General features: G+C 70.2%; 17 protein-coding genes and 1 pseudogene. 6 read left to right on the top strand and 12 right to left on the bottom strand.

Annotated features, from left to right (window positions below; translation table 11 throughout):
- Window positions 1-9: 9 nt before the first annotated feature.
- Both OV090_RS06340 and OV090_RS06335 read right to left on the bottom strand, forming a co-directional pair.
- Window positions 10-2,034 (bottom strand): VWA domain-containing protein, encoded by a 2,025-nt coding sequence (locus OV090_RS06340; RefSeq protein ID WP_267702591.1) that lies wholly within the window; start codon window positions 2,032-2,034, stop codon window positions 10-12.
- 268 nt (window positions 2,035-2,302) lie between these two features.
- Window positions 2,303-3,550: a response regulator gene (locus OV090_RS06335; RefSeq protein WP_267702589.1), complete on the bottom strand. Its 1,248-nt coding sequence runs from the start codon at window positions 3,548-3,550 to the stop codon at window positions 2,303-2,305.
- A gap of 63 nt (window positions 3,551-3,613) precedes the next feature.
- Here OV090_RS06335 and OV090_RS06330 point away from each other — a divergent pair, with 63 nt between their 5' ends.
- Complete coding sequence (locus OV090_RS06330) at window positions 3,614-4,243, top strand: response regulator (protein WP_267702587.1); 630 nt, start codon at window positions 3,614-3,616, stop codon at window positions 4,241-4,243.
- 114 nt (window positions 4,244-4,357) lie between these two features.
- Here OV090_RS06330 and OV090_RS06325 read toward each other — a convergent pair whose 3' ends face one another.
- Both OV090_RS06325 and OV090_RS06320 read right to left on the bottom strand, forming a co-directional pair.
- Complete coding sequence (locus OV090_RS06325; RefSeq protein ID WP_267702585.1) at window positions 4,358-7,879, bottom strand: hybrid sensor histidine kinase/response regulator; 3,522 nt, start codon at window positions 7,877-7,879, stop codon at window positions 4,358-4,360.
- A 208-nt stretch (window positions 7,880-8,087) separates the two neighbouring features.
- Window positions 8,088-8,861, bottom strand: coding sequence for an AraC family transcriptional regulator (locus OV090_RS06320; RefSeq protein WP_267702583.1), 774 nt, complete (start codon window positions 8,859-8,861; stop codon window positions 8,088-8,090).
- 105 nt (window positions 8,862-8,966) lie between these two features.
- Between OV090_RS06320 and OV090_RS06315 the strand changes: the two genes are divergently transcribed.
- The gene (locus OV090_RS06315) at window positions 8,967-9,932 is read left to right on the top strand and encodes an aldo/keto reductase (RefSeq protein ID WP_267702581.1); all 966 of its coding nucleotides are present in this window, start codon (window positions 8,967-8,969) and stop codon (window positions 9,930-9,932) included.
- Between the two features lie 66 nt (window positions 9,933-9,998).
- Here OV090_RS06315 and OV090_RS06310 read toward each other — a convergent pair whose 3' ends face one another.
- From OV090_RS06310 to OV090_RS06295, 4 genes are all read right to left on the bottom strand, one after another.
- Entirely contained in the window at window positions 9,999-11,012 is a 1,014-nt protein-coding gene (locus OV090_RS06310; protein ID WP_267702579.1) for a hypothetical protein, read from the bottom strand.
- A gap of 15 nt (window positions 11,013-11,027) precedes the next feature.
- Window positions 11,028-11,510 carry a carboxypeptidase-like regulatory domain-containing protein gene (locus tag OV090_RS06305; RefSeq protein ID WP_267702576.1) on the bottom strand — a complete coding sequence of 161 codons (483 nt, stop codon included), beginning with the start codon at window positions 11,508-11,510 and terminating at the stop codon, window positions 11,028-11,030.
- 84 nt (window positions 11,511-11,594) lie between these two features.
- Window positions 11,595-13,139, bottom strand: coding sequence for a hypothetical protein (locus tag OV090_RS06300; RefSeq protein WP_267702574.1), 1,545 nt, complete (start codon window positions 13,137-13,139; stop codon window positions 11,595-11,597).
- 198 nt (window positions 13,140-13,337) lie between these two features.
- Window positions 13,338-14,951, bottom strand: coding sequence for an amidohydrolase family protein (locus tag OV090_RS06295; RefSeq protein ID WP_267702572.1), 1,614 nt, complete (start codon window positions 14,949-14,951; stop codon window positions 13,338-13,340).
- Window positions 14,952-15,355: 404 nt separating this feature from the next.
- Here OV090_RS06295 and OV090_RS06290 point away from each other — a divergent pair, with 404 nt between their 5' ends.
- The 3 genes and pseudogenes from OV090_RS06290 (at window position 15,356) to OV090_RS06280 (ending at window position 18,760) form a co-directional block, all read left to right on the top strand.
- The gene (locus tag OV090_RS06290; RefSeq protein WP_267702571.1) at window positions 15,356-17,350 is read left to right on the top strand and encodes a hypothetical protein; all 1,995 of its coding nucleotides are present in this window, start codon (window positions 15,356-15,358) and stop codon (window positions 17,348-17,350) included.
- 358 nt (window positions 17,351-17,708) lie between these two features.
- Window positions 17,709-18,086 (top strand): annotated as a pseudogene (locus OV090_RS06285) (hypothetical protein); the annotation flags it as partial.
- A gap of 353 nt (window positions 18,087-18,439) precedes the next feature.
- Entirely contained in the window at window positions 18,440-18,760 is a 321-nt protein-coding gene (locus OV090_RS06280) for a hypothetical protein (RefSeq protein ID WP_267702570.1), read from the top strand.
- Between the two features lie 148 nt (window positions 18,761-18,908).
- Here OV090_RS06280 and OV090_RS06275 read toward each other — a convergent pair whose 3' ends face one another.
- A complete protein-coding gene (locus tag OV090_RS06275) occupies window positions 18,909-20,240 on the bottom strand; it encodes a hypothetical protein (protein ID WP_267702569.1) in 1,332 nt (443 codons plus the stop codon).
- Between the two features lie 369 nt (window positions 20,241-20,609).
- Here OV090_RS06275 and OV090_RS06270 point away from each other — a divergent pair, with 369 nt between their 5' ends.
- Complete coding sequence (locus OV090_RS06270) at window positions 20,610-21,062, top strand: hypothetical protein (protein ID WP_267702568.1); 453 nt, start codon at window positions 20,610-20,612, stop codon at window positions 21,060-21,062.
- 133 nt (window positions 21,063-21,195) lie between these two features.
- On the opposite strand, the gene OV090_RS06265 is transcribed toward OV090_RS06270, so the two are convergent.
- The 3 genes from OV090_RS06265 to OV090_RS06255 form a co-directional block, all read right to left on the bottom strand.
- Window positions 21,196-21,924 carry a class I SAM-dependent methyltransferase gene (locus OV090_RS06265; protein WP_267702567.1) on the bottom strand — a complete coding sequence of 243 codons (729 nt, stop codon included), beginning with the start codon at window positions 21,922-21,924 and terminating at the stop codon, window positions 21,196-21,198.
- A gap of 220 nt (window positions 21,925-22,144) precedes the next feature.
- Window positions 22,145-22,939, bottom strand: coding sequence for a hypothetical protein (locus tag OV090_RS06260; RefSeq protein ID WP_267702566.1), 795 nt, complete (start codon window positions 22,937-22,939; stop codon window positions 22,145-22,147).
- Between the two features lie 194 nt (window positions 22,940-23,133).
- Window positions 23,134-23,487, bottom strand: a complete 354-nt coding sequence (locus OV090_RS06255) for a hypothetical protein (protein ID WP_267702565.1) — start codon at window positions 23,485-23,487, stop codon at window positions 23,134-23,136.
- Window positions 23,488-23,543: the final 56 nt, after the last annotated feature.

The following is a 23,543-nucleotide window of genomic DNA, read 5'->3' as shown; positions in this document are numbered from 1 at the left end:
CGCGGCTCGCTACGCGTGTTTCCCGTGCTCGGCCTGCTCCACGTACTCCTGGCAGCAGCAGAACTCGGTCGTGCTGGTCGTGCTCGACTTGCTGCTGCAGATCACCTTCTCGAGGAGGGACTGGAAGCCGTCGAGCGCGTGCTGCGACGTGAACGCCTTGCCGCCGGTCTCGTCGGCGACGCGGGCGTACTCGGCCTCCAGCGCCTTGCGCTGCTTCTCCTTTGCGCTGCTCGTGCCGAGGTAGGTGTGCACGCGGACCTCACCTTTCTTGGCGGCCTCGATGGTGCGGTTGGCAGCGTCGATGTCGTCCTTGTCGACGTCGGCGCCGCCGCCCTCGAACGCCTCGTCGCCGAGGAAGAAGATCGCGCGCCTCGCATTGGCGCGCCAGTCGAAGTGGAGGGTCACGTCCTCGATGGCGCGCGCGCCGTCTTCCTGCGCCCCGCCACCCGCGACCGAGCCCTTCTTGCGACCCCGGAGGGCGCTCTCGTCGGCCTTCGCGGTGCCGGTCAGGTAGTTTTTGACCGTGGTGTCGAAGCGCGTATTTTTGAACGTCCCTTCGACGCCGAGGTACGTGACGCGCAGGTCCGAGGGGCACTTCGTCTTGGCCGCCTCGATGGCCGCGGCGACGGCCTTGCTCAGGGCCTCCGCCTCATCCTTCATGGACACGCTGGAGTCGATGACGACGACCAGATCGACGGCCGGAGTGGTGGTGCTCTCGTCCGTGACGGTGGTCCCCGTGGCCGGCGTGGGGAAGCCCAGCGTCTTGCCCAAATAGCTCTTCGGGCCGTCGCCGCCGATTCCGGTGAGCTGCGCCGGCAGGCTGGTGTCCGCGGTCAGGCTGCAGATTCCCTTGGCGGGGGTCCCCGTGACGAAGGTGAAGCGCTTGTCCGGATCGTCCTGATCGAAGTAGAAGGTCTGGACGTGGCTCCGATCGATCGTGCCGACGACCTCGTCGTGGTAATAGAACGCGGTCAGCTCGGGCTCGCCGCCGCCTTCCGGGGTCTTGTACGTGAAGCAGCCCTTGCCCGCGACGGTGCCGTCCGGGTTCTTCACCTCGAACGTGTAGCTGGTCGTGGCGCCGGGGCGCTTCCCGGCCTCGTCCTTGATGACGACGGTGGGCTTGGCCGGCTGCGCGGGCTTGGCCGGCTCCTCGGCCTTGGGCTGCTCGACGGGCTTGGCCGGCTCGGGCTGCGCGGGCTTGGCCGGCTCCTCGGCCTTGGGCTGCTCGACGGGCTTGGCCGGCTCCGGCTGCGCGGGCTTGCGCGGGAACGCGGAAGCGACGTAAAGCCCGGAATTGTCGATGCGGGGCGCCCTGTTGTTGCCCACCGGGAAGATGTCGTAGCGCAGGTGGAGCGTCTTGTAGCCGGCCGCGTCGAGTCGCACGAGGCCCATCACGGTGTCGATCGAATTGGCCATGCCGCCCGGCGCCGGCTGGTTGGTGCCTTGCAGCACGCCGTTGCTGAGGCCCAGCTGCGCGCTCGGCTGGTTGCCTCCGGCGGTGGCTGGCGCAGCGCCGCCGTTGACGAGCTTCCAGCCCGCCGGGCTCGCGGCCTTGCCGTCTGCGAGGGTGCCGGTGATGGTGAGCACGGTCTTCGCGTACGTCAGGCCGGCGTAGATGTCGCTGACACCGATGAACGTGTTGGCCCCCGCGACGCCGTCCTGGCCGCCGACCTTCGAGCCCTTGTAGCGGGAGAAGTCGAGCTCGACGGTGAAGTTGTTCTGCGGACCGGTGAACTGCCGGTTCGCCTGCATTCGGATGGCATTGACGCTGGTCGACGCGAGGTTCGCCTGCTCGTGCTTGCCGAACGAGGCGGCGCCGGTGCCGTCGTTGATCGAGCCGAACGGAGCCACGCCGCCGTTCGTCCAGTCGAAGGTGCCGAAGCCGGAGCTGACGCCGAAGCGGATGCCGATCTCGCCGCCGAGGCCGTCGGAGACATAACGCCACTGATTCCAGTCGGCAGGATGATTGAACCGGTACCCCGACGGGTCCCAGAACACGAGGTCGAACGCTTCGGCGTTGGGGGCTTGTGACATGACGTGGTATTCCTTCCGCGAGACGGTGTTACGGTTGCAGCGAATGAATGGACGATGTACAGCAGAGCTCGCATTCGGAGCTCCGGTCCCACCGGGCCATGGCAGGGTCGATCATGGACGATGCAGCGCGGGCGCTCCGGGCTCAGGCCGGGAGGGCCGCGGCGAGTGCTGCCTATTTGATGCCTCTAGGGCGCCGTCGCCATAGGACTTTGGGCCTACGGGAGCGCCTGCCCGCGATGTAGCGCGCAGACAGGCTCGGGTTCGAGCTTCACTCGCGGCTGGATGCCCGGTTCGTCGTCGCGCTGCCGTCCTCGATCCACGCGGGGAGCGTGCATTGCAGCATCGCGCCCCCGACGGGGCTGCTTTCCGCCCAGAGACGGCCCCCGTGCGCCTCCACGATCGAACGGCTGATGGCGAGGCCCACGCCGAGGCCCTCGGGCTTGGTGGTGTAGAACGCCTCGAAGACCCGTTCCATGTCCGCAGGGGCGATGCCCTTGCCGGAGTCCTCCACGGAGAGGACGACTTGATCCGTGCGTTCGCAATGGGTCTTCACGACCACGAGCCGCGCGCCGGCGGGGCGCTCGGCGACGGCGTCGAGCGCGTTGACCACGAGGTTGAGGAGCACCTGCTGCAGCTGAACGGCGTCGCCCCGCACGCACGGCAGGCGCGGCTCGAGCTCGAGGCGGAGCTGCGCGCCCCGCAGCAGCGCGTCGTTGCCCACGAGCCGCGCCACCTCGCCGGCGAGCGCATTGAGGTCCTGGGCGTCCGCGCTCGGCGCTCCCTTCTTGAGCATCCTGCGCATTCGCTGGATGATCGACCCGGCGCGACGCCCGTCGTTCGCGATGTCGCCGAGCGCGGCGATCGCTTCGGCGACGTCGGGCGGGCTCTTATGAAGGAGACGTCGGGCCGCCTGCGCGTTGTTGAGGATCGCGGCGAGCGGTTGATTCAGCTCGTGCGCGATCGAAGTGGCGAGCTCAGCCATTGCTGCCACGCGATCGAGGTGGGCGAGGCGCTGGTTGCTCGCCATCAGCTCGTCGGTCCGACGCCTCACCTCGGCCTCGAGCGAGTCCCGGGCGCACGCGAGCTCCGCGGCGGTCCGCTCGAGTTCGGCGTTCTTCTCCGCGAGCATCCGCGCTTTTGCGCGGAGAGCGAGCTGCGCGCGCACGCGAGCCGTCAATTCCGCGCGCACGAACGGTTTGGTCACGTAATCGACCGCGCCGAGCTCGATTCCGAGGCTCGCGGCATCGGTGAGGGAAGTCATGAAAATGATGGGGATGTCGCGAGTCGCTGGATTCGCCTGTAGTCGGCGACAGACCTCGAATCCGTCCATGCCGGGCATCACCACGTCGAGCAGAACGAGGTCCGGCGGCTCTCGGCGGATCTGGCTCAGGGCCATTTCTCCGTCGGTGGCCACTGCGATGGCGAAAGGCTGGCCGAGGAGCGCGTCCGAGAGCAGCTTGAGGCTTTGGGGCTCGTCGTCGACGAGCAGGACGAGCGGCGGCGCGAGCGTTGACATGCTTCTCCGTATGGGCGAGGAATTTCCGCGGCGGTGGCTCATTTTCATCCGCCCGGAGGGACCATGGTGCAGCCCGAACGTACGGTTTTCGTGGTGGACGACGACCCTTCCGTGCTCCGGAGCCTCGAGCGACTGCTGCGCGCTGCGGAGTACGCAGTCGAGGCGTACGCCTCTCCCCGCGCTTTTCTGGAAGGTGCACGCATGGAGCGGCCGGGGTGTGGGGTCGTCGACCTGCGCATGCCCGAGCTCGGCGGCCTCGATTTGCAAGAGGAGCTGTCGCGGCGAGGCCTCTCGATCCCGCTGATTTTCCTGACGGGGCACGGCGACGTGCCGAGCTCGGTGCGAGCGATGAAGGCGGGTGCGGTCGATTTTCTGTCCAAGCCCTGCGACGACACGGACCTGCTCGCGGCGGTCGAGCGGGCGCTCTCTCGTGACGCCGAGGCGCGCGCGGTCCGGGCGGAGACTGCGGCCATACAGGCACGCTTCGCGTCGCTCACCCCGCGCGAGCGCCAGGTGGGCTCGCTCGTGGCGCAGGGCCTGCTCAACAAGCAAATCGCGGCACAGCTCGGGACTGCCGAAAAGACGATCAAGATCCACCGGGGTCGGCTCATGGAGAAGCTCGGCGTGGAGTCGGTTGCGGCGCTGGTGCGACTCGTGGACCGGCTGCCCGTCAGCCCGGAGAGGACCCGCTAGAGCTCCGTTCGCCATCGTCGCTCACCGATGACAGTGTTTACAACACCGGAGGCGGGGCAACATTGGACCAAGGTCCTACGTGGCACGTCGTCGGAGGGGGAAGGTGACCTTCGGTTACCCCGACGCGAGCTTCTCGCGAAGCTCCCGCAGGCGGTACGCCTCGGCCAGTGCGCGTACTTCGCCCACCCACGCGGACAGTCCCGCGTCCTCGGCTTCGAGCGCCTCGAGGGTTTGCACGAGCTCGGGGACACGTCCCCGCTCGGCGAGGTCTGCGAGGCGCGTGAGTACCTCCCCGGGCGGCTCGCGGAGGGGGGCACGCGAGGCGTCTGCGGCGGTCTCGGGCTGCCGCGCCCCCACGTGGCCCGCCGACGCCTCGGCCTGCCGTCGACCTCTCGAACGCTCCCCGATGACGCGCAGACCCAGCGCCACGGTGAACGTGCTGCCTACGCCGACGGCGCTCTTCACGTCCATGCGTCCGCCCATCTGCTCCACGATCTTGCGGCTGATCGAGAGTCCGAGCCCGACGCCCTCGACGGCTCGCCCCAGGGCGAGGGCCTGTTCGAAGGGGTCGAAGATCCGCGCGAGGTCGGCCGAGGCGATGCCCGGGCCCGTGTCTGTCACCCGAAAGAAGAGATTGGCGGCTCGAGACTCGGGGCTGCTCTCGTCGAGCTGCGTCTCGACCGTCAGGGTGACCTCGCCCTCGCGCGTGAACTTGATGGCGTTGCCGACCAGGTTGAGGAGCACCTGCGTCAATCGCTTCTCGTCGACCAGCACCCACGATGGCGCGCCTTGCGACGCATCGCGGAAGCGAATCCCTTGTGCCTCGGCGCGCAGCCGGCACAGGTCGGCGACGCCCTGCAACAGGCCCGGGAGGTGGACCTCGGACGGAGCGAGCTCGAGCTTGCCTGCTTCGATCCGGGCGAGGTCGAGTAGATCGTCGATGAGGGCGAGCAGGTGCTTGCCGGACCGCTCGACCACGTCGAGCGAGGCGCGGTCCTCCGCGGGGAGCCGCGGGGATCGGCCGAGGAGCTCCGCGTAGCCGAGGATGCCGTGGAGCGGCGTCCGCAGCTCGTGGCTCATGTTGGCGAGGAAGCTCGACTTGGCCCGACTCGCGGCATCGGCCGCCTCTTTGGCGGTCTTCAGCTCGGCGGTGCGCTCCTCGACCTGCTGCTCGAGGACGAGGTTTCGCCGGGCGAGCGCACGGAGCCGCACCCGCGTCCCGCCCCAGACGAGCCCCACGAGCACGACCGCATAGCTCAGATAGGCCCACCATGTCCGCCAGGGGGCAGGGTCGACCTGGAATCCGAGCGACACCGGGCCCGCCACGTTACCGGCGTGATCCTGCCCCCAAAGATGGAATGTATAGGCCCCGGCGGGGAGATTCGTGTATCTCGCCTTGGCGTCGGCGGTCCAGGGGCTCGGTGAAGCATCGAAGCCTTGCAATTGCGTACGGTACTTGATCTCGTGCTCGCGGAACAGGGAGAGCAGCGCGAAGTCGAAGCCGACGGTGTTCTGATCCCAGGGGAGCGACGTGCCGGGCGACACCTCGCGCGTCGTCCCTGCCGCGGAGAGGACGAGGGGACGGGGCGTGCCGTCCTCGACCTCCTCCGCGGGGTCGAAGACTGCCGCTCCGCCGGTCATGCCGAGCCAGATGCGCCCGCGGCCGTCGACCCAGGAGGCGTTCATGTTGCACTCCTCGCTCGGCAGCCCGTCCTCGCGCGTGAACACGTAGACAGACATCTCCGCGGGATCCGCCGGCGTCGGCGCGCGCGGGGTCAGGCGCGCGACCCCGCGGTTGGTGCAGAGATACACCCGACCGCGTGCATCGGCGCGCGCGACGTATACGCTGCTGCTGGGCAGCGCGGGGTTCGACGTCTCGTTCAGCGGAGCGAGCCATTGCCCGGAGTCGAGATCGTAGCGCGCGACGCCGCCGCCGCCGGTGCCGACCCAGAGGACCCGCGTGCCGTCGGCGTTCGGGATCTCGGAGAGTGTCACGATCAAGTCCGAGCCCAGGGGTGCGCTTGCGGCGGTGTAGCTCGCCCACACCCCGTCCTCGAGCCGCGACAGGCCTCTCGTCGTCCCGAACCAGGTCGTGGTTCGCCCGTCCCGGCGCGCGGTCTCGAGGACGGCCATCAAGTCGTCGTGAATGAGGCCACTGTCGCCGGCGCGATAGATCTGCCCCGCGCCGTCGCCGTCGAGGCGGGCCGCGCCGTACGTGGTCCCGACCCAGAGGCTGCGGCCGTCCAGTGATTCGCTGGCGGCGTAGACGACCTCGAACGGCAGCGACGAATTGCGTCGAGTGAGCGTCGTGAGCTGCCCATTCGCCCAGCGGTGCAGCCCCTTATTAAAACCTCCCGTCCAGACCACCCCCGGCTCGCGGCGCGAAGGGAGGAGGAACGCGAGCCGCGAGCTCATCTCGGCGGCGGCCTCGGGGGGGAGGACCGGGGCGAAGGCGTCGTCCGAGAATCTGCGCAGCTCATTGTTCAGAGCGATCCACAGCTCAGGTTCGGCACCGGGCAGGGTGACCTCGGCGATTCCCTGCACCGAGCCGTGCACGGCCGCGTTGCGCTCGGTGAACCCGACCCAGCCATCGTGCCGTAGACGCGCGAGGCCGCCGGCCTCGGTGCCGATCCAGAGCGTGCGAGCACCGGGCCCCTGTTCCGGTAGCACCTTTCGCACGTAATCGTCGGGCATGCCGCTGGTCTTCTGGCTCAGCGTCGTCCACACCCCGTCCTGCAGGCGAGCGAGCCCTCCGCCGTCGGTCCCGACCCAGAGCGTCCGCTTTCCCGAGCCGCTCACGGTCTCGGCGAGCGCGCGGATGACCTGCGCCGGCAACTCCACGCCCGAGGTCGCGACGACCTCCCAGCGACGATCGACGTGGCGCGCGAGGCCCTCGAACGTGCCGGCCCAGAGCACGCGGCGGTGCTCCTCGTCGGTCGTCTCCAACAAGGCATTGATGACCTTGTTCGGCGGGCCGTCCGCGAAGGATTCGAAGGGAGCGCAGCGGCGATCTTCGCAGTGGAAGAGACCTCGACCCGTGCCGACCCAGAGAGTCCGCTCGCCGGTGGGGAGGTGCCCCGGAGCGAGGGCGCGGACATCCAGATCCTCGAGCCCCGGCCCGAGCTCGACTTCGATCCAGCGCGGGTCCTCGAACCGATAGAGACCGCCGAGAGTCGCCGCCCACAGCGCGGAGCCGTGGTCCATCGGCGCCTCGACGAGCGCGGTGACCTCTCGCTCGGCGGTGAGGCCCTCGTCGGCGCCGAAGCGCACGAAGGCGCCATCGGCGTGGCGGAGGACGTGGCCGCTGCCCATCCCGAACCAGATGGCCCCGTCCTGCGTCGCGCCGATGGAGCGCACCCAGCTCGAGCGCTGCGCGGGCGGCAGGGGCAGCGGCGTAAAGCGGCGCCCGTCGTAGAAGGCCGGTCCGGCCTGCGTGCCGATCCACAGGCGGCCGTCGCGATCGAAGGCGATCGCCTCGATGGTGGTCTGCGGGATGCCATGGTCCGTCCCGAACACGCGGATCCACGGCACACCGCGGGCCCGGATGTCCGCAGCAGCCGAGGACGGCCGCGACGGAATCGCAGCGAGCGCAGCGACGAGCGCGGCGACGAGCGTGGCGTGCAGGCGACGGGGCATGCCAGCCGATGATACAGGGGCGCGCAGGTCTGCCGAACGGACGCGAGCGGCTTCCTCCGTATCAGCGGACGCGCGATCGATGGTGTACCGCGTTCGCCATGGGACATCACCCGGCGGGTCACGTCGCCGCGGCGCGCTGGCGTGCGCCGCTCGAGAGGGCGAAGCCCGAGTCAGACGACCTGCGCGTCGACGTACATACCGGGCGGCATCACGCCCGGGTCGTCGGTGCTTTCGCGTAGCGGGCTGGTGTGGTGCCGACGAGCCGTCGGAAGTGACGCGTCAGCTGCGCTTGATCGCAGAATCCCACGAGCGGCGCGACCTCGGACGCACGCACGCCGCGGACCAACAGCTCCTTCGCGCGGGCGATGCGAAGCCGCGTCAGATAGGCGTGCGGCGGTAATCCGATCTGCGCCCGAAACGCGCGGCACAGGTGGAACTTGTCGAGCTCCGCGTGCTCTGCGAGATCGGCGAGCGTGAACGAGTGGCCGAGGCGTTCACGGATGTACTCCATCGCCCGCCGCACAGGACGCGAGTAGTCGGGAGACACATGGCGGATCGTCGTCAGAGTGCCGACTGCTTCGGCGATGGCGACCTCGAGCGTGAGGCGGTCGGCTCCCGTGCACACTGCGTCGATCAGGCGGTGAAACGGGGCGGCGCGTCGGTCGTCGGCCTCGAGCTGCGGGATCAAGGCGGTCTTGCCCTCGCGCCGGGCGTGGGCCACGTCGCTCGTCGGCAGCGTGACGCTGATGAACGTCGTCGGTCCGTGGCGGACGAGGTCGCGGTGCACGTCGCCCGGCTGCTTCACCAGGACGCATCCGGGCGCGGAGCGCCAGACCTTGCCGCCGGCCCACCACTCGCTGTCGCCGTGCTCGATGCGACCGACGCCGTAGTGGTCCTTCATCCCCGCGTGCAGCGACGCGATCGTCGCCCGCACCGCGCGAACACCCGGCAACGAGACAGGGATCTCGACGGCGCGCTCCATCGCCTCACCCTACACCCGCGCGCGCGCCGGCGCTCGTGCGTTCTCGGCGTAACTTCCGCCAAGAACACACAAGCGCGTCCGATCGCGCGATCTTAAGACAGCGTCATGAACGACAAGAGAACCGCCTCGAACCCGACGAAGATCGCGCTCGGCTGCATGGGGATGTCCGGCGCCTACGGCAAGACGGACGACGCGCACAGCATCGCGGTCATCCAGGCCGCCATCGCGCGTGGCGTGACCGTCCTCGACACCGGTGATTTCTACGGCTCGGGCCACAACGAGCTGCTCATCGCCAGGGCGATCGCCGGCCGGCGCGACCAGGTCCAGCTGTCGGTCAAGTTCGGCGCGCTGCGCAGCCCCGACAACAACTTCGGCGGGGTCGACACGCGGCCGGCGGCGCTGAAGAACTTCCTCACGTACTCGCTGGTCCGGCTCGGCACGGATTACGTCGACGTGTATCGCCCGGCGCGGCTCGATCCGGCAGTGCCGATCGAAGACACGATCGGCGCGATCGCCGACCTGGTGAAGGCCGGCTACGTGCGGTCGATCGGGCTGTCGGAGGTCGGGCCCGAGACGATCCGGCGCGCGGCGAAGGTTCACCCGATCGCGGATCTGCAGATCGAGTACTCGATCGTGAGCCGCGATCCGGAAGACGCGATCTTCCCGCTGCTCGCGGAGCTCGGCATCGGCGCGACGCTCTACGGCGTGCTGTCGCGCGGGCTGCTGGCGGGCAGCGCGATCGGGGTGGGGGACCACCGCGCCTACATGCCGCGGTTCACCGGCGCGAACGGCGAAGCGAACGCCAGGCTCGTCGCCGGCCTGCACGGCCTGGCGAGGCGCTGGGGCATCACGCCGAGTCAGCTCGCCATCGGTTGGGTGCTGGGCAAGCAGCCGCGCTTCGTGCCGACCCTCGGCATGCGCACGCTCCAGCAGCTGGACGAGGCGATCGCGACCGCGCCGCTGAGCGCCGAGCAGCTCGCCGAAGTCGAAGCAGTGGCGCCGCGCGGGGCGGTCGCGGGTACGCGCTACCCTGCCGCGCTGATGGGCTCGCTCGACAGCGAGAAGCGCTAGGCTGGCTTCTGCTCGTCGTTTTCGAGAGGGACCGCGTGACCGCCGGAGCGTGGCCAGCGAGGGTCGCTATCGGCGGCGCTCGAGCAGCAGCAGGGTGCCGGCGACGAGCTCGAGATGGCCGTGGAAGCGGGCCATGCGGAAGTAGCCGAGGTTGGCGGCGGCGAGGTCGACGACGGCCCAGGCGGCGATGGCGAGGGTGAGCAGCGCGGCGACGACGAGGCCGACGTCGCCGAGGTCGCGCCGCAGGAAATCGTAGCTGGCGCGGAAGGTCGGCGGGGTCGCGCGCTCGCGGTCCTCGTCGGGGACGAGGTGCAGCCATACCCCGTAATGCAGCGACTGCGAGAAGCAGAACAGCAGCACCAGGCGCAGGCCGAGCTCGGGGGGAAGGCCGGGCGCGAGGCGCCACAGTTGATGGTCCGGACCGGCGCTGGCCGGCGACCAGGCGAGGCCGCCCAGCGCCTGCGAGAGGGCGAGCGCGGCGGGGCTCAGCAGGAACGCAGCCGCGGCGAGCAGCAGCGCGAGCGGGAGCAGGTGGAGGCGACCGGCGCGCGGGCGCCACAACCACCAGAACGCGATGGCGAGGAAGTTGTGGAGGTAAGAGAAGACGAGGTCGCCGGCGCCGCCGAGGGCGAAGACAGCGGCAGCGGCGGCGGCGAGCAGGACGACGGCGACGAGGCGGCGGCCAAGTTCGGCGCGTGCGAGGATCGCTGCGACCATGGCAGCGACGAAGCCCCACACGAGCTCCCCGCCGACTGCGACCCACAGCAGCGGTCCACCGGCGAACCACCACAGGCGGGTGCGCAGGTGGTAGCCGCTGCGAATCACGAGATAGCGCAGGTCGGCGATCAGGTGCGGCACGCCCCAGGCGATCGGCGCGAGCAGCAGCAGCCATAGCGGCAGGAGCAGGGCGCCTGCGAGGGCGAGGAGGATCAGGGCGGAGAACACCAGCGCGACCCGCAGCTCGCGGCGGCGGACGATCGGCCGCGCCGCGGGACCGAGCAGGTGCAGCCAGCGGCGGCGCATTGCGTCGGCGGCGGCGAGCGGTCGGACGACGAGCGGGCTGTCGAGGACGACGTGCATCGCGGTCGCTCTCGTTCAGGTGAACGCGTCGGACGGAGCCGCGGAGACGCCCAGGTCGGGGCGCACTCGAATGCCGGGGGCGAGATCGAAGACGTGGGTGACGGTGATGGTGAAGCGCTGGTCGGGGTCGATGCGGAAGTCGGTGCGCATGCGCGTCGCCGGGGCCAGCTCGACGGTGCGGTTGACGTTGGCGTAACCGAACAGCACCTGCACGGTGTACTTGCCGGGCGGCAGGTCGCGGAAGCCGAACGCGCCCCCGTCGTTGGACATCATCTCTCGGGCGCCCGCGAGGCAGGTGCACTGAATGATGACGAGCGCGGCCGGAATGGCGTGGCCGGTGTTCCGATCGTGGACGACGCCGACGAGCTGACTGGAATCACCGGGGCTCAGCAGCTCGACGACGGCCGGCGGATGGTTCGGTCCGCGCTCGAGCACGCCGGTCGCACAGGCGACGGAGACCACGCCGAGCACCACTGCGACCAGGGAGCGTCGATCCATGCGGCCATCGTCGCGCGGCGGGGCAGTGCGGCGAAACGGACCGCGAACGGACCCGCGGCTCCGGGATGCGCGGGCGAGGTGGCATCATTGGCCGATGCCGCACGCGGGGGCGCATTCGCCGGTGTAGCAGCCGGTGAACAGGTCGGCGTAGGAGTTGGGCCAGGCGGCCATGCATTCGGTCATGTGCTGGGGCACGCGGCAGGCGCAGTCGTAGGCGTAGGAGGCCATGCCGAGGCAGTCGACGTCAGGGCACTCGCCGGTGCACGCGTTCATGCAGGTGTTGCAGGCGTCCGAGTCTGCGAGGCACTGCGGCGCGCCCGGGCCCTGCGCCTGGAGGGCGGCGAGGCTCGGGGCACGCAGCACGAACGGGGCGCCGTAAGCCGCGAGCCCGCTGGCGAGGGTCGTGTCGCCGGCGCGGAAGTGGCCGCTGAAGCCGCCGCCGAACCACAGGCCATCCTCGGTCACCACTGCGCTCTGCACCGAGCCGTTGTAGGAGAAGCCGAGCGCGGTCTCGGTGTCGGCGGCGACGTCGAGGAACTTGAGCCCGATGTGCTCGTCCAGCGCGGAGACCGTGGCGATCACGAGCTCGCCGGTGGCGGCGACGATCAGCGGGGTCCTGTCGTAGGTGAGCTTGTCGATCGCGGAGAGGAGGGGCGTGGTGGCCAGCGTCGCGCCGGCGCCGTCGAGCTCGCGGACCTCCGACAGCGGCGGATCGTTCACCCAGGCGAACAGGCCCTCGCCCGCGCGCGGGGCGAGCGCGAGGATGGAGCCGATCGACTGCTCGCTCGCCGCTCCGTCCGGGGTGACCCGGCGCAGCGTGTCAAAGGCCCACCACAGCGTGCCGGCGGAGTCGGTGAGCGCGCCGGGCTCGTACATCGCGCTGATGGGCGAGCCCGCGAGGCCGTCCGGCACCACCGCGACGGGCGTGTCGCCGCCTGTCCAATGGAACAGGTGTGCCTCGGCGTCGTCGCCCATGACCACGCCGGTGATCCCGTCGGGCGCGGAGACGAAGCCGACCAGCGACCCGGGCAGCTCGATCTCGTCGACGAGCTGACCCTCGGCGTCGAGCACCACGAAGCCCGCCCCGTCGTAGCGACCGACGGCGATCCGGTCGCGCGTGGGACCGAGCGCCGCGACGAACGCGGGCTCGAGGCCGATCACCGGCGGCGGGGCGAGGTCGCCGTCGAGCGGGAAGGTCCACGCGACGGCGCCGTCCGGCTCGACGCGATGCACTGCCCACACGGTACGCCACGACGGGTTCAGATCCCACGCGTGCGCCTCGGGCAACGCGACCTGCACGTTCTCGGCGGTGGTGACGAGCACGGAGCGCCCCGGGCCCTGGGCGAGGGCGGTGACGATGGTCAGGCCGGCGCCGTGCGGGGGACTCATGAGCATGACCGCGTCGTCGCCGGGACCCGCGGTGGTCCCATCGGTCGTGGTGGTCGGCGCGTCGGTCGGATCGACGCTCTCCGTGGTGCCCGTGCTGGCCATGCCGCCGGTGGGCTCCCCGGTGCTGCTGCCGGTGGTGGTGGTGCTGCCGTCGCTGGCGCTCGCGCCAGTGCCGGTGTCGTTGCAGCCCGGGGCGAGGGCGAGGCCGAAGCAAACCAATGCGTGAAGGATGTGCCGCATGGCGGACTGTGTAGCCGAGGCGCGCGATCCGGGAGCGACGACGCGGGATTGAATACGCGTCGTGGGACCCTCGGGCCGGCGAAGGAAGGGTCGTTTTCACGCGACGGTCGAGCGCTAGCGACCGCCTGCGCTCGCGCGAGCCCCATCCTGCAGTTGTGGTGGACGCTTCGGCGCGGATCCACCCGCGTGCTCGCCAGGTCAGGGCGAGATGAGCTCGCCGCCCTTCATGACGCCGTGGACCTTGTGGAGCAGCACGCTGGTGTCGGTCAGCGGGTCGCCGTCGACCGCGACGATGTCGGCGAAGTAGCCGACCGCGACCCGGCCGACCTCGTCGTCGACGCCGATGCTCGCCGCGCCGTGGATCGTCGCGGCGCGCAGCGCTTCGAGCGGGGTCATCCCGGCGTCGAGGAACCACTCGAGCTCGCGCGTGTTCTCGCCGAAGCCGGTAAACACCGCGTCCGAGCCCATCGCAATCTCGACCCCGGCGAGGTGGGCCTGGTTGGTGGTGGCGAGGTTCAGCGCGATGTAGGCATTGAACTCTGCCTCCATCCCGGGGTCGTAGTGGAAGTAGTCGAGGTTGTCCCGATAATAGCGGTTGTGGTCGATCGTCGGGACGTAGGTGATCCCGAGGGCGATCATGTCCATGAAGTCGACGGCGTCGAGGCCCTCGGGGTGCTCCATCGCGTCCGGGCCGGCCATGATCACCAGCTTCGCGGTGTCGGCGTGGTACGCGTGGATGGCGATCGGCTTGCCGTGCAGGTGCGCCTCGTCGACCGCGGCCTTCAGCTGCTCGAAGGTGAAGTTCGGCGTACAGGTGAGCGTGTCGTCGCTGCAGCTGTCGGCGTACAGCTTGATCAGGTCGACGCCCCCCGCCACGCTCTGCTGGATCCGGTTCTTGAGGTACTCGATCGAGGGCACGGGTCCGCTGATGCCTCTACCGGCGGTGTAGATCCGCGGGCCGACGAGTTTGCCCGCGGCGCTGTCGTCGCGCATCTGGAAGAGGATGGCCGCGCCGGTGCCGGCGCCCTTGTCGATCGCGGTGGTCACGCCGAGCTTGACCGTCTCCTCCGCCGCCTGGCGCGCCAGCGCGTCCACGACCGTGGGGTTGGTGTTGAGGAGATACCAACTTCGCGACCACGGGTCGGTGCCGGGCTCGTCGTCGGTCTGGTAAGCGAAGTGAGTGTGGGCGTCGACGAGCCCGGGGACGCCGCTGTAGGCGGACCAGTCGATGATCTCCGCGCCGTCGGGGATCTGCGCCTCGTCGGTCTCGATGGCGACGACCCGATCGTCGTGCACGATCACGATCGCAGGCGCGAGCACGCTGCCGTCCAGCGGATCGATCAAGCGCCCCAGCTTGACCGCCCGCAGGACGCTCTCCCCGCCGGTCGAGGTGCTGTCGGTCGTGCTGCCGTCGGTCGAGGTGTCCGTGGTCGAGGTGCCGGTGGTCGAGGTGCTGTCGGTCGAGGTGCCGGTGGTCGAGGTGCTGTCGGTCGAGGTGCTGTCGGTCGAGACGCCGGTGATCGAGACGCCGTCGGTGGAGGTTCCGGTGGTCGGGTCGGGCTCGCCGGTGGTGCTCGTGCTCGCGGCGGTCGGCTCGGTGGGGTCGGACGTGCTACCCGACGTCGACGAGGTCATCGCGGTCGAGCCGCTGTCCGAGCCGGTCGGGTCGCCCCCGTCGGTGGTCGTGACGCTGCCCCCGGGGCAGCCGGCGAGCGCGAAGATCCAGCATCCGAGGCTGCCGAGTCGGGTCGTCGTCTTCTTTTTTTTAAAATAGGGTGCGAAGTCAGGGAAACGAAGATAAGAGCGATGCATCGTCCTATGTAGAAACACGAGCCGCCGATCGTTCGACCCGATGCAGCCTCCGGTGCATGATTTGTCGCACGACGACTCCGTTCGGACCAGTGAAACATTCAGCGGTCATTGGAAGGTCTCCCACCACCGCGCACACCTGCGCATTCTCTTGCATGCATCAGTTGGCCTTTGCATGGGGACGCCGCGGTGCTTGTTTGAGCGCTCGCGTGGTCTCTCTGTGAGAGACAGGTCGTCGCGCCGCCGCGATCGCTCGGCCGATTCGCAACAGGATCGCCAGGGCGAAGTGATGGCGGGCGTCGGGTGCCGCGCGGAGCGCTTCCGCGAGCTCGTCGGCGAGCGGCGGGCAGCGGGCGCAGCCGCGCCTCGTCGGCGAGCCCGGGCTCTCCCGGTGATATCTTGCCGCCATGGCCCGGCCGCGCCTCCCCGAAGCCCGCATCGTCGACACCCGCCAGGTCCTGATCGTGCTCTCGCCGCGGGGCGACGAACGCCCGTTGGACAAGTTCGGCGGCACCGTGGTCACGGACCTCTCCGCGGGGCTGCCCGATCTCGCGGGGAAGGCCGTCTACCTGTGCGGTGACGTGTCGAAGGCCGCCGCTCTCGACCTCTCGGCCGCGTCGCGGGTCCTGGCGGTCCGGGAGGGCTCCCACGGCGACGCGGTGGATGACCTCGCCCCCTGGCCGGCGGTGGGCCTCGGCCGGGTCCCGATCGACGTGCACGGGCTCGGCGTGTACTACCGGTGTTTCTTCGACCCGGAGGTCGACTACGTCGCGCAGATCCGCGGCGAGCACACCTTCCAGTCGCTGACCGAGTCCACCAAGCCGGGGACGGCGCACCGCACCGGGCTCTACCTGTCACCGGTCCGGCAGGAGCAGGATGCGCTCCATTTCCGCCTGCTGCGCTGCTCCACCAACCTGTCGGGCCCGACCGACAACTTTCGCTCCACCGACCGGCATATCGTCGACGCGCTGAACCACGAGGCAGCGCTGGTCTTCTCGGGGGCGGCGCCGCTCAATCACGTGTTGGCGCAGATCTATCACAACACCCCGGCCGACGCCGAGAAGAAGCAGGCGAAGGCCCGGATCTCGTCCCACGCCGACAAGACCAAGGACATGCCGGACGACGGCGTCATGGCCTTCTGCACCTTCTACGAGCACCTCGATCGGCTCGGCCCCATGGCCGGCGACCCCTTCGATCGGGGTCACCGGGGAATCAGCGGACTGACCCGGCTCCGTTTCCGACTCAAGGAGACCGAGGCCGCGGAGAGAGGCACGTTTCCCGAACAGTTCACGATCACCCTGTATCCCAACTCGGTGTTCTTCATGCCGCTGTCCACCAACCGGCGCTACACTCACGAGATCGTGCCGTCCGAGCTGGAAGCGGCGCGGCTCCCGACCCGGTTGGGCTACGTGGTGCGCTGCTCGAAGACCGAGGCGGTCCACGAGGGGGGGCGCACCTTCCTGCTGCGGGACGGGGCGCGGGTGGAGCTGGAGGCGCCCACGCCCGAGGGGATGACGGAGCTGCGCCGGTTGTACGCCGAGGAGAACAAGACGTCGGCCCCCATCGACTACGGAGACGGCTTTCGCTTCAGCATGAACGCGGGGGACTACCAGGCGCCGAACTACGCGGCGTCCGACGTGTTCCGCATTTATACAGTCCCCACCCAGGGCGACCTCTTCGCGGAGCTGTCCGGGTCGGCTCGGCTCGAGGAGCTCGGGAAAGGCCGGCGTGGGGTGGTGCTCGTGGCGACCGACGATTCACGAAGAGTCCCCATTGTCCGCACCACCACCGCTTACAAGCTCCCGGCTCAGTGTTTTCGGCCCATTCACGCCACCCTCGCGGGACGGATCCGCGCGTGTGCCTCGCTCCCGATCGTCTTCAACAACGCGCTGCTGGAGGTCTACGGCCGTGCTTACGCCACCATGGGGGCACATTCGGACCAGGCGCTCGACCTGGACGATGCCGGTGAGATCGCCGTCTTCTCCTGCTATGAACACCCCGAGGCCGGGCCGTCGCGGCGGCTGATGGTGGAGTCGAAGGAGGTCGGGGGACCCTCTTTCGTCATTCCGCTCCTCCACGGCCGTGTCGTCGTGTTCTCCGCCGCCACCAATCGCAGGTTCCGCCATCGGATCGTGCTGGATCCCGCGACCGGAGCTCCCGACAACTCCTGGCTCGGGGTCACGTTTCGCACCTCGAAGACGTGGGTCCACGTCGGCGACGGGCAACCCCGTCTCGCCGACGGCACACCGCTGACCCTGGCCAACGACGAGGAGCGCCACGAATTCCTCCGGCTCCGCCGCCGGGAGAACCAGGAGACCGAATTCGTCTACCCCCGCGTCACCTGCACCCTGAGCCCGAGCGACCTCTGGCCGCCGGAGATGGCCCCGACGCGGCATTCGTAGGACGAGGATGCTCGGGCCCGCCTGCGGGGCCTTCAGCGCGCGTGCGACGCTCCGGCTACGAGGCGCGAAAATAGCCGCCGAGTTTTCCTGCGGAGCTCGACTCCTCCTGTCGAGGGCGGCTCAGGCCTCGTCAGAAATTCTCCGTCGCGTGTCACAACCCGGCCGGCTCGGTCTTCAAGCCTGTGAAGGAAGCGAACACCATGAGCGACACCCATCCCGAAGGAGCCTTTTCATGAGCGCCCACGACTTCACCCTGCCCAGCGATTCGGGCCACCCGTTCGTGGTCGACGCGGCATTGCGCGCCCGCCAGCGGACGCTCCTGTTCTTCTACCGCGGCCACTGGTGACCGTTCTGCCGCCGTCAGGTTGACGGCTACGTGCGACTGCGCGAGGAGATCGAGGCGGTAGGGCTCCTCCCCCTCTTCATCTCGGCCGACCCTCCGGCGCGCAACGCCGAGCTACGCGAGCGGCTGAGCGTCCCGGCCGAATGGCCCTTCCTCAGCGACGAGGTGCACCGGGCGGCCGACCTGTACGGGATCCCGATCTCGCGCGCACTCTCGAAGGCCCACGGCTACGCGGACGGATTCATCCAGCCCGCCGTGTTCGTGTTCCGCGGCGAGGAGGAACTGTTCAGCTTCGTGCAGCGCCCCTCCATGCTGAACCTGTGGGGAGCGGCCCGCCGCCCCGAGCCCGAGCAGGTGCTGGCCGCCGTCCGACCGACCCTCGTCCCGGCGTGACCCTCCACGCCCGGATCGCCGGTCCGATGTAGTGACTCCGCGACCACGCCGAAACGCCGGGCCATGTGAAGCCCGGCCGGCGTGGCTCGCGTGCGCCAGCTGTTCAGCGCGCGCGCCTCCCGGGCTACGTCCAGACGCCCAGGTCGTAGACGGGGAACCTGGCCCGTCAATGGCCAAATCCTGCTGGGGACCCCCGACAGCGGCACCATCTCCTGGTCAGCAGCGAGTCCATGTTCGGCCTCGTCTCGGGGATCCTGCCGCCGCCCGGACCCCCATGAAGCCCCGGATGAGCGCTCATGGTCCAGCCCGACGACGGTCGAGGCGGTGTCGCCGTCTGGTAGGCTCGCGGACCGATGGCGAGCGACGACGACCTGCGGGCCGGCAGCAACCCGAGGCACACGGCGGTGTTCGCCGTCCTGTTCGTCGTCATGGTCGCCGGCGCGCCATTCGCTGTCGGCGGCCTGGTCGGGTACATGCTCGCGCCGATGATCGGCGGCGGGCTGTGGGCGCTGTACCGTGCGACGCTACCCCGGCCGCCCGCGCAGCAGAGCATCGCAGAGACCGCCGGAACGACGCCGTGTCCGGCTTGCGGGTCGCTGCAGACCGATCGCCGGCGCTTCCCGATGTCGGGGCAGCGGCCGTGGCAATGCTTCTCATGCGATCACGAGTGGTGACCCTCGCAGGCGACTCTCAAACAAGAAGTCAGCAGCGGCTCGACACCCATGTCTTCCGCCGCTGGTCGCTAGCGATGCATGCGACCGAGGTGTCGCCGAACAACGACTGGGCGTGCACGCAGCTCGAAGTTCGCCGGGCCTTGAGACCTCAGCGTCGTTCGGCGCGCGCGCAGGCGGGCGCGTGGTCCAGCTTGCACCCTTTCTCGAAGCTGGCCCTCGCCGCTTTCTCCTCCCGCACGGTCCCGCGTCCCTCGGCCTGCATCACGCCCAGGTTGAAGCAGCCCTGTCCCACGCCGGCGCCGCAGGCTTTTTTGTAGAGCGCCACGGCGCGTTCGACGTCGTGCTCGACGCCGAGGCCGCGCTCGACGACCCACCCGAGGTTCAAGCAGTCGCTCCCGCGGTTCGGGCCGCCCTTCTCGCAGACGGCGCGCAGCCTGGCCACCGTGCGCGACAGCTCGTCGCACGCATCTTCGTTCGCGAGCGTGCACGACTCGTAAAACAGCTCGATCGCGTTCGCCTCGTTGACGCCGGGCTGTCGGCCGTCGAGCCAGCTGCGCCCGAGGTTCAGGCAGCCCACGGCCGACTCGCGCTGGCAGGCCCTGTCGAAGAGGTGCAGCGCCAGGGCGACGTCCTTCGTCGTGCCGCGCCCCTCCATGGCGCGCACGCCCAGGTCGTTGCACCCGTCGCCGTCGTCGCCGTCGCATGCGCGCCGGAAGGCCTCGACCGCCGCCGGCTCGTCCTTGGGCACGCCGTCGCCGTTCGCCAGGCGCCGGCCCCAGGACGTGCACCCGCGGGCGTGTCCGCCCTCGCAGCCCTTGCGGAAGGAGCGGACCGCCCCGGGGATGTCCCGCGCGCCGCCTTCGCCGCCGGCCTGCAGCACCCCCAGGTTGGTGCAGCCGACCGCGTGGCCGCCGTCGCAGCCGCGCTGGTAGAGCTCGCGCGCCCGCGGCAGGTCGACGCCGGGGGTGCCGCGGCCGACCTCGAGCGAGAAGCCGAGCTCCGTGCAGCCGCCCGCGACGCCACGCTCGCACGCGTACGCGAACAGCTCGGTGGAGCGCTCGTCGGAGGTGTCGTCGAGGAGCCCGAGGCGAAAGCACCCCTCCGGGTCCTCGCCGTCGCACGCCCTCGTGAGCACGCGCCTCCGCTCGTCCTCGGAGGCGTCGCCGGCGTCCTGGAGGAGCGCACCGACGCGCGTGCAGCTCGCGACGTGGTCCTTTGCGCAGCCGGCACGGCACTCTGCCAAATCGCGGCAGGGCGACGAGGCGGGACCTGTCGGCGGGTCCGCTCCCGGCTTGCAGGCGCCGCCTTTGGACGACGCCGCCTCGGGGCACGCGGCGACGTCGGCGACGCAGAGGGACCCATCGCGGTGCGACCCCTGCGGACACGCGACCTCGCGGGTGGTGCTCCCGCCACAGCCGAGCGCAGCGACCGAGGCGAGAGGGAACAGCAGGAACGGCAGCAGCGCGGCCTCGCGGAGCATTCGGCCGGGATAGCACCCACGTACCGCCGACTCCAGCAGCCCGGAGCGTGCGCCGGATCGGGTGTTGCTGCGGCGGCGCGCTCACGCCACGTCGATTCGACAGGGCCAGAGCGTTCGTCGGAGCCGCGGTGACGCGGAATTCGGCGTCCGACGGGACTGCCCGACGTCGCGGCGGCGTCGCACGAGCGCGAGACGGTCTCGCACGGATGCGAGGCCGCCACGGAGCGCGCGCGTCAGGGCGTGTGAGTCGACATGCGCGAGGCGGCGGTGTCACGACGCGGACGAATCCATCTCCTCCGCGCTCGTACGCGGCACACGTCCGCGTCGAGCCGATGGTGGCGAAGCAGGGCCGACGATACCATGCGGTCGATGGACTTCGACGCCCTGCGTGACCGCGTCTTCGCCCACCCCGACAACGCCGCAGTCCTCGCCCGGCTCGAGGCGGAGCCCTCCGTCCAGCTCAAGCGCGGGACGAACGGCTACGGCTACGACGAGGGCGCCACCGTGTTCTTCTGGGAGTGGGGCCGCAGTGTCCCCGAGGACGCGAAGTTCGACCTCTCGTACCACCACCTGATGATCCACCCCGTCACCGCGCGGATCTTCGCGTTCCAGCACGGCCGGTTCACGTTCGTGTTACGCCGGGACTGGGCGCGCGCCGGCAAGGTGCCCGAGGAGGACGCCCGCGTCGGGTACACCCTCGACGCCAGCGTCGACTTCTCCGAGCTCGGCGATCCCTGGTGCCTGCTGAACGGTTGGGTCGGTGAGGGCGACGAGGGGGACGAGCTCCTGTGGGCCTGGGAGCTCGCCGGCCGCGATCCGTAGGCGACGCGGCGCGGTGAGCCATGCTCGATCCCCGCCGCCGCGTGGCCTTTGGGACAGGTTGCATGTCGTGAGCATGACGTCCGAGCTCTACGCGCCGAGCAACCATGGCCCATGCGCGCCCAGGCCCGGCGGCTCAGCCCGTAGCGCCCGGCTCGCAGCGCACGAGGAACACCTTGAACTGCAGCGAGACGAAGAGCGGCCGCGGCGCCACCAGCCCTGCCTGCGCGAACAACTCGAACAGCGCAGCATCGGACTCGATGAACCGCATCGACATCAGGCCCTGACGCCGACGCTCCAGCTCCTCCTGCGGGATGCCATGGGCACGCCACCGCCGCAGCTCCACGTCCCACAGCGCCGGGTCCATGCCGACGCGGCAGCCCACGACGAGCGGCGCGCCGGGCTTGAGCCGCCGGGTCACCTCGCGCAGCAGCCCTGAGCGCTCCGTCTCTGGCACATGGTGCAGCACCCCCAGCATCTGCGCGCCGTCGAACGGGGGCCCGGGAGGCAGGCTGTGCAGCTCGCCGACGTGCAGATGCGTCCGCGAGAGCAGCCCCTCGGCTGCCAGGCGCTCCCGGGCGACCGCGAGCATGGCGTCGGACGGGTCGACGCCGGTGAAGCGCCAGCCCGGGACGTCGAACTGGCCATAAGGCGCCAGCTCCGCGCCCGTGCCCAGCCCGACGAACAGCAGGGACGCCGCCTCCTGGCCATCCAGCTGGCTGGCGAGCGCGCTGACGCCGAGCTCATACATCGCTTGCACGCCAGCGAGCGCGACGGCGGCCTGGGTGTCGTAATGCGCAGCTCGGTCGGCGCCGAAGCCCGGCACGATCGCGTGAGCAGAGGGAGCGGAGTGGTCGTGGGCCATGATGTGTCCTCCAGGCGCCCGCGCGAGGCGGACGGTGATGCCCGGAGGATGCGCCGCGGCGCAGGCAGGCGACAGGGCGAAGATTCATGCCGGATCGGCCGAGATTTCGATCGCCCCGAGCCGACGGTCCTTCATCCACTGCCGAGGCTCGGCGATACACGTGACGCTCGAGCCGCCAGCCCTCGCCTCTGGGGCGGGACATGCCTCCGGCGTAGGACGGTCACGGCGCGCCGATCACGAGGTCGAGCGCGGTCTCTCCCGGGCGCTTGAAGGCCGTGAACGGGAGGGTCGCGTCCTCGAGCGCGACGGGCTCGAAGAGCGGGCACCACCCGTTCGGCGTCGGGTCGCACTCGCACGCGCCGGTGCAGGTGTGGAACGTCCGCAGCTCGGCGGAGTACGGCCCCGGAGGCGCCTGGGTCGGGCGCATGCAGGAGCCCTGGCAACCTTCGCCGGGGGCGCAGTCGGCGTTCAGCATCATCGACGCGAGGAACCCGCCGGGCCAGTGCACCGAGATGCTGGCCCCGGGCTCGATGCGCACGGCCCAGGGCACGAGGCAGTCCTCACAGGCCGGGACGCACGCCGCGAGCTCGACGAACTCGTGGCACTGCTCCGGCGAGCAGCTCCCGGCGGGGGTGAACAGGTCCCGCACGAGCGGGTCGACGATGTCCAGGTCGACGAGGCCCGAGCAGTCGAGCGCGCGGACCCACACCGGCGCGTCGCCTTCGTGCCGGATCGTGACGTCGAGCCCCGGCCCGATCTCCTCGGGCTGGTACATCGCACACGCCGGGTCCCCGGTGGTCGCCTCGCCGGTGGACGTGGTGCCCGTCGTCGGGTCGGCGGTCGTCGGCGCGACGGTCGGGTCGGCGACCGTCGAATCCCCCACCGTCGAGGCGCTCGACGTCCCGCTGCCTTCGGTGGTCGGGGCGGGATCGGTGGTGGCGGTGTCGCTCGTGCCGCCCTTGCCGGGGCCGCAGGCGAGCCCGAGGAGGGCGCCGAGGAGCACGATACGTCGCATTCGGTAAATACTACTTTGCTTTACGCTTCAAGGACAGCGGGACCAGCCCGGCACACCGAGGCACGCCCACCGCGCCGCAGGCGACGAGGCACAGCAGCAGCGCCGCGAAGTAGGCGAGGGCGAGCCGTCGCGGTCGCGCGGGACCAGCCCCCGGTGGTCGTCGGTCGACCCGCGACGGAAGAGCGGGCTGTCGATCATTCGTGCGGCCACCCGTGGCAGAGGCAAGCGTGCGCGCAAGAATATTCGCGGCACGAGCTCTGGGTGCTCGCACACTGCCAGTAGTCCCATTGATGCTGCAGAGACGCCGAGATCATGCAGCTGTTGTAATTGATGCAAGCACCATCCTGGTCGTTGCCCGGCTCGACGTACCAGCAGACCCAGCCGTAGGCGTACCAGCAGTCCGTTTCGCTCTTCCATCGCCAATAGTCGGCGGAGTCCTCGCACGGCGTTCGGGCCGAATCGCACGCCGAGAGACACGAGATGCAGTCGGCGCAAAAACCGCCCTCCTGGGGCACATCGAGCGCGCCGAAGCCGTCCCCGTGGGGCATGTCGAGCGCGTGGCCGCCATCCGACGTGCCCGTGCTCGGCACGTCCGCGGTGGCCT

It is taken from the genome of Nannocystis sp. RBIL2 (genome assembly GCF_026626745.1).
Lineage (GTDB): Bacteria > Myxococcota_A > Polyangia > Nannocystales > Nannocystaceae > Nannocystis.
Note: the sequence above shows the minus strand (reverse complement) of the source record. Positions and strands in the feature narration are given on the sequence as shown.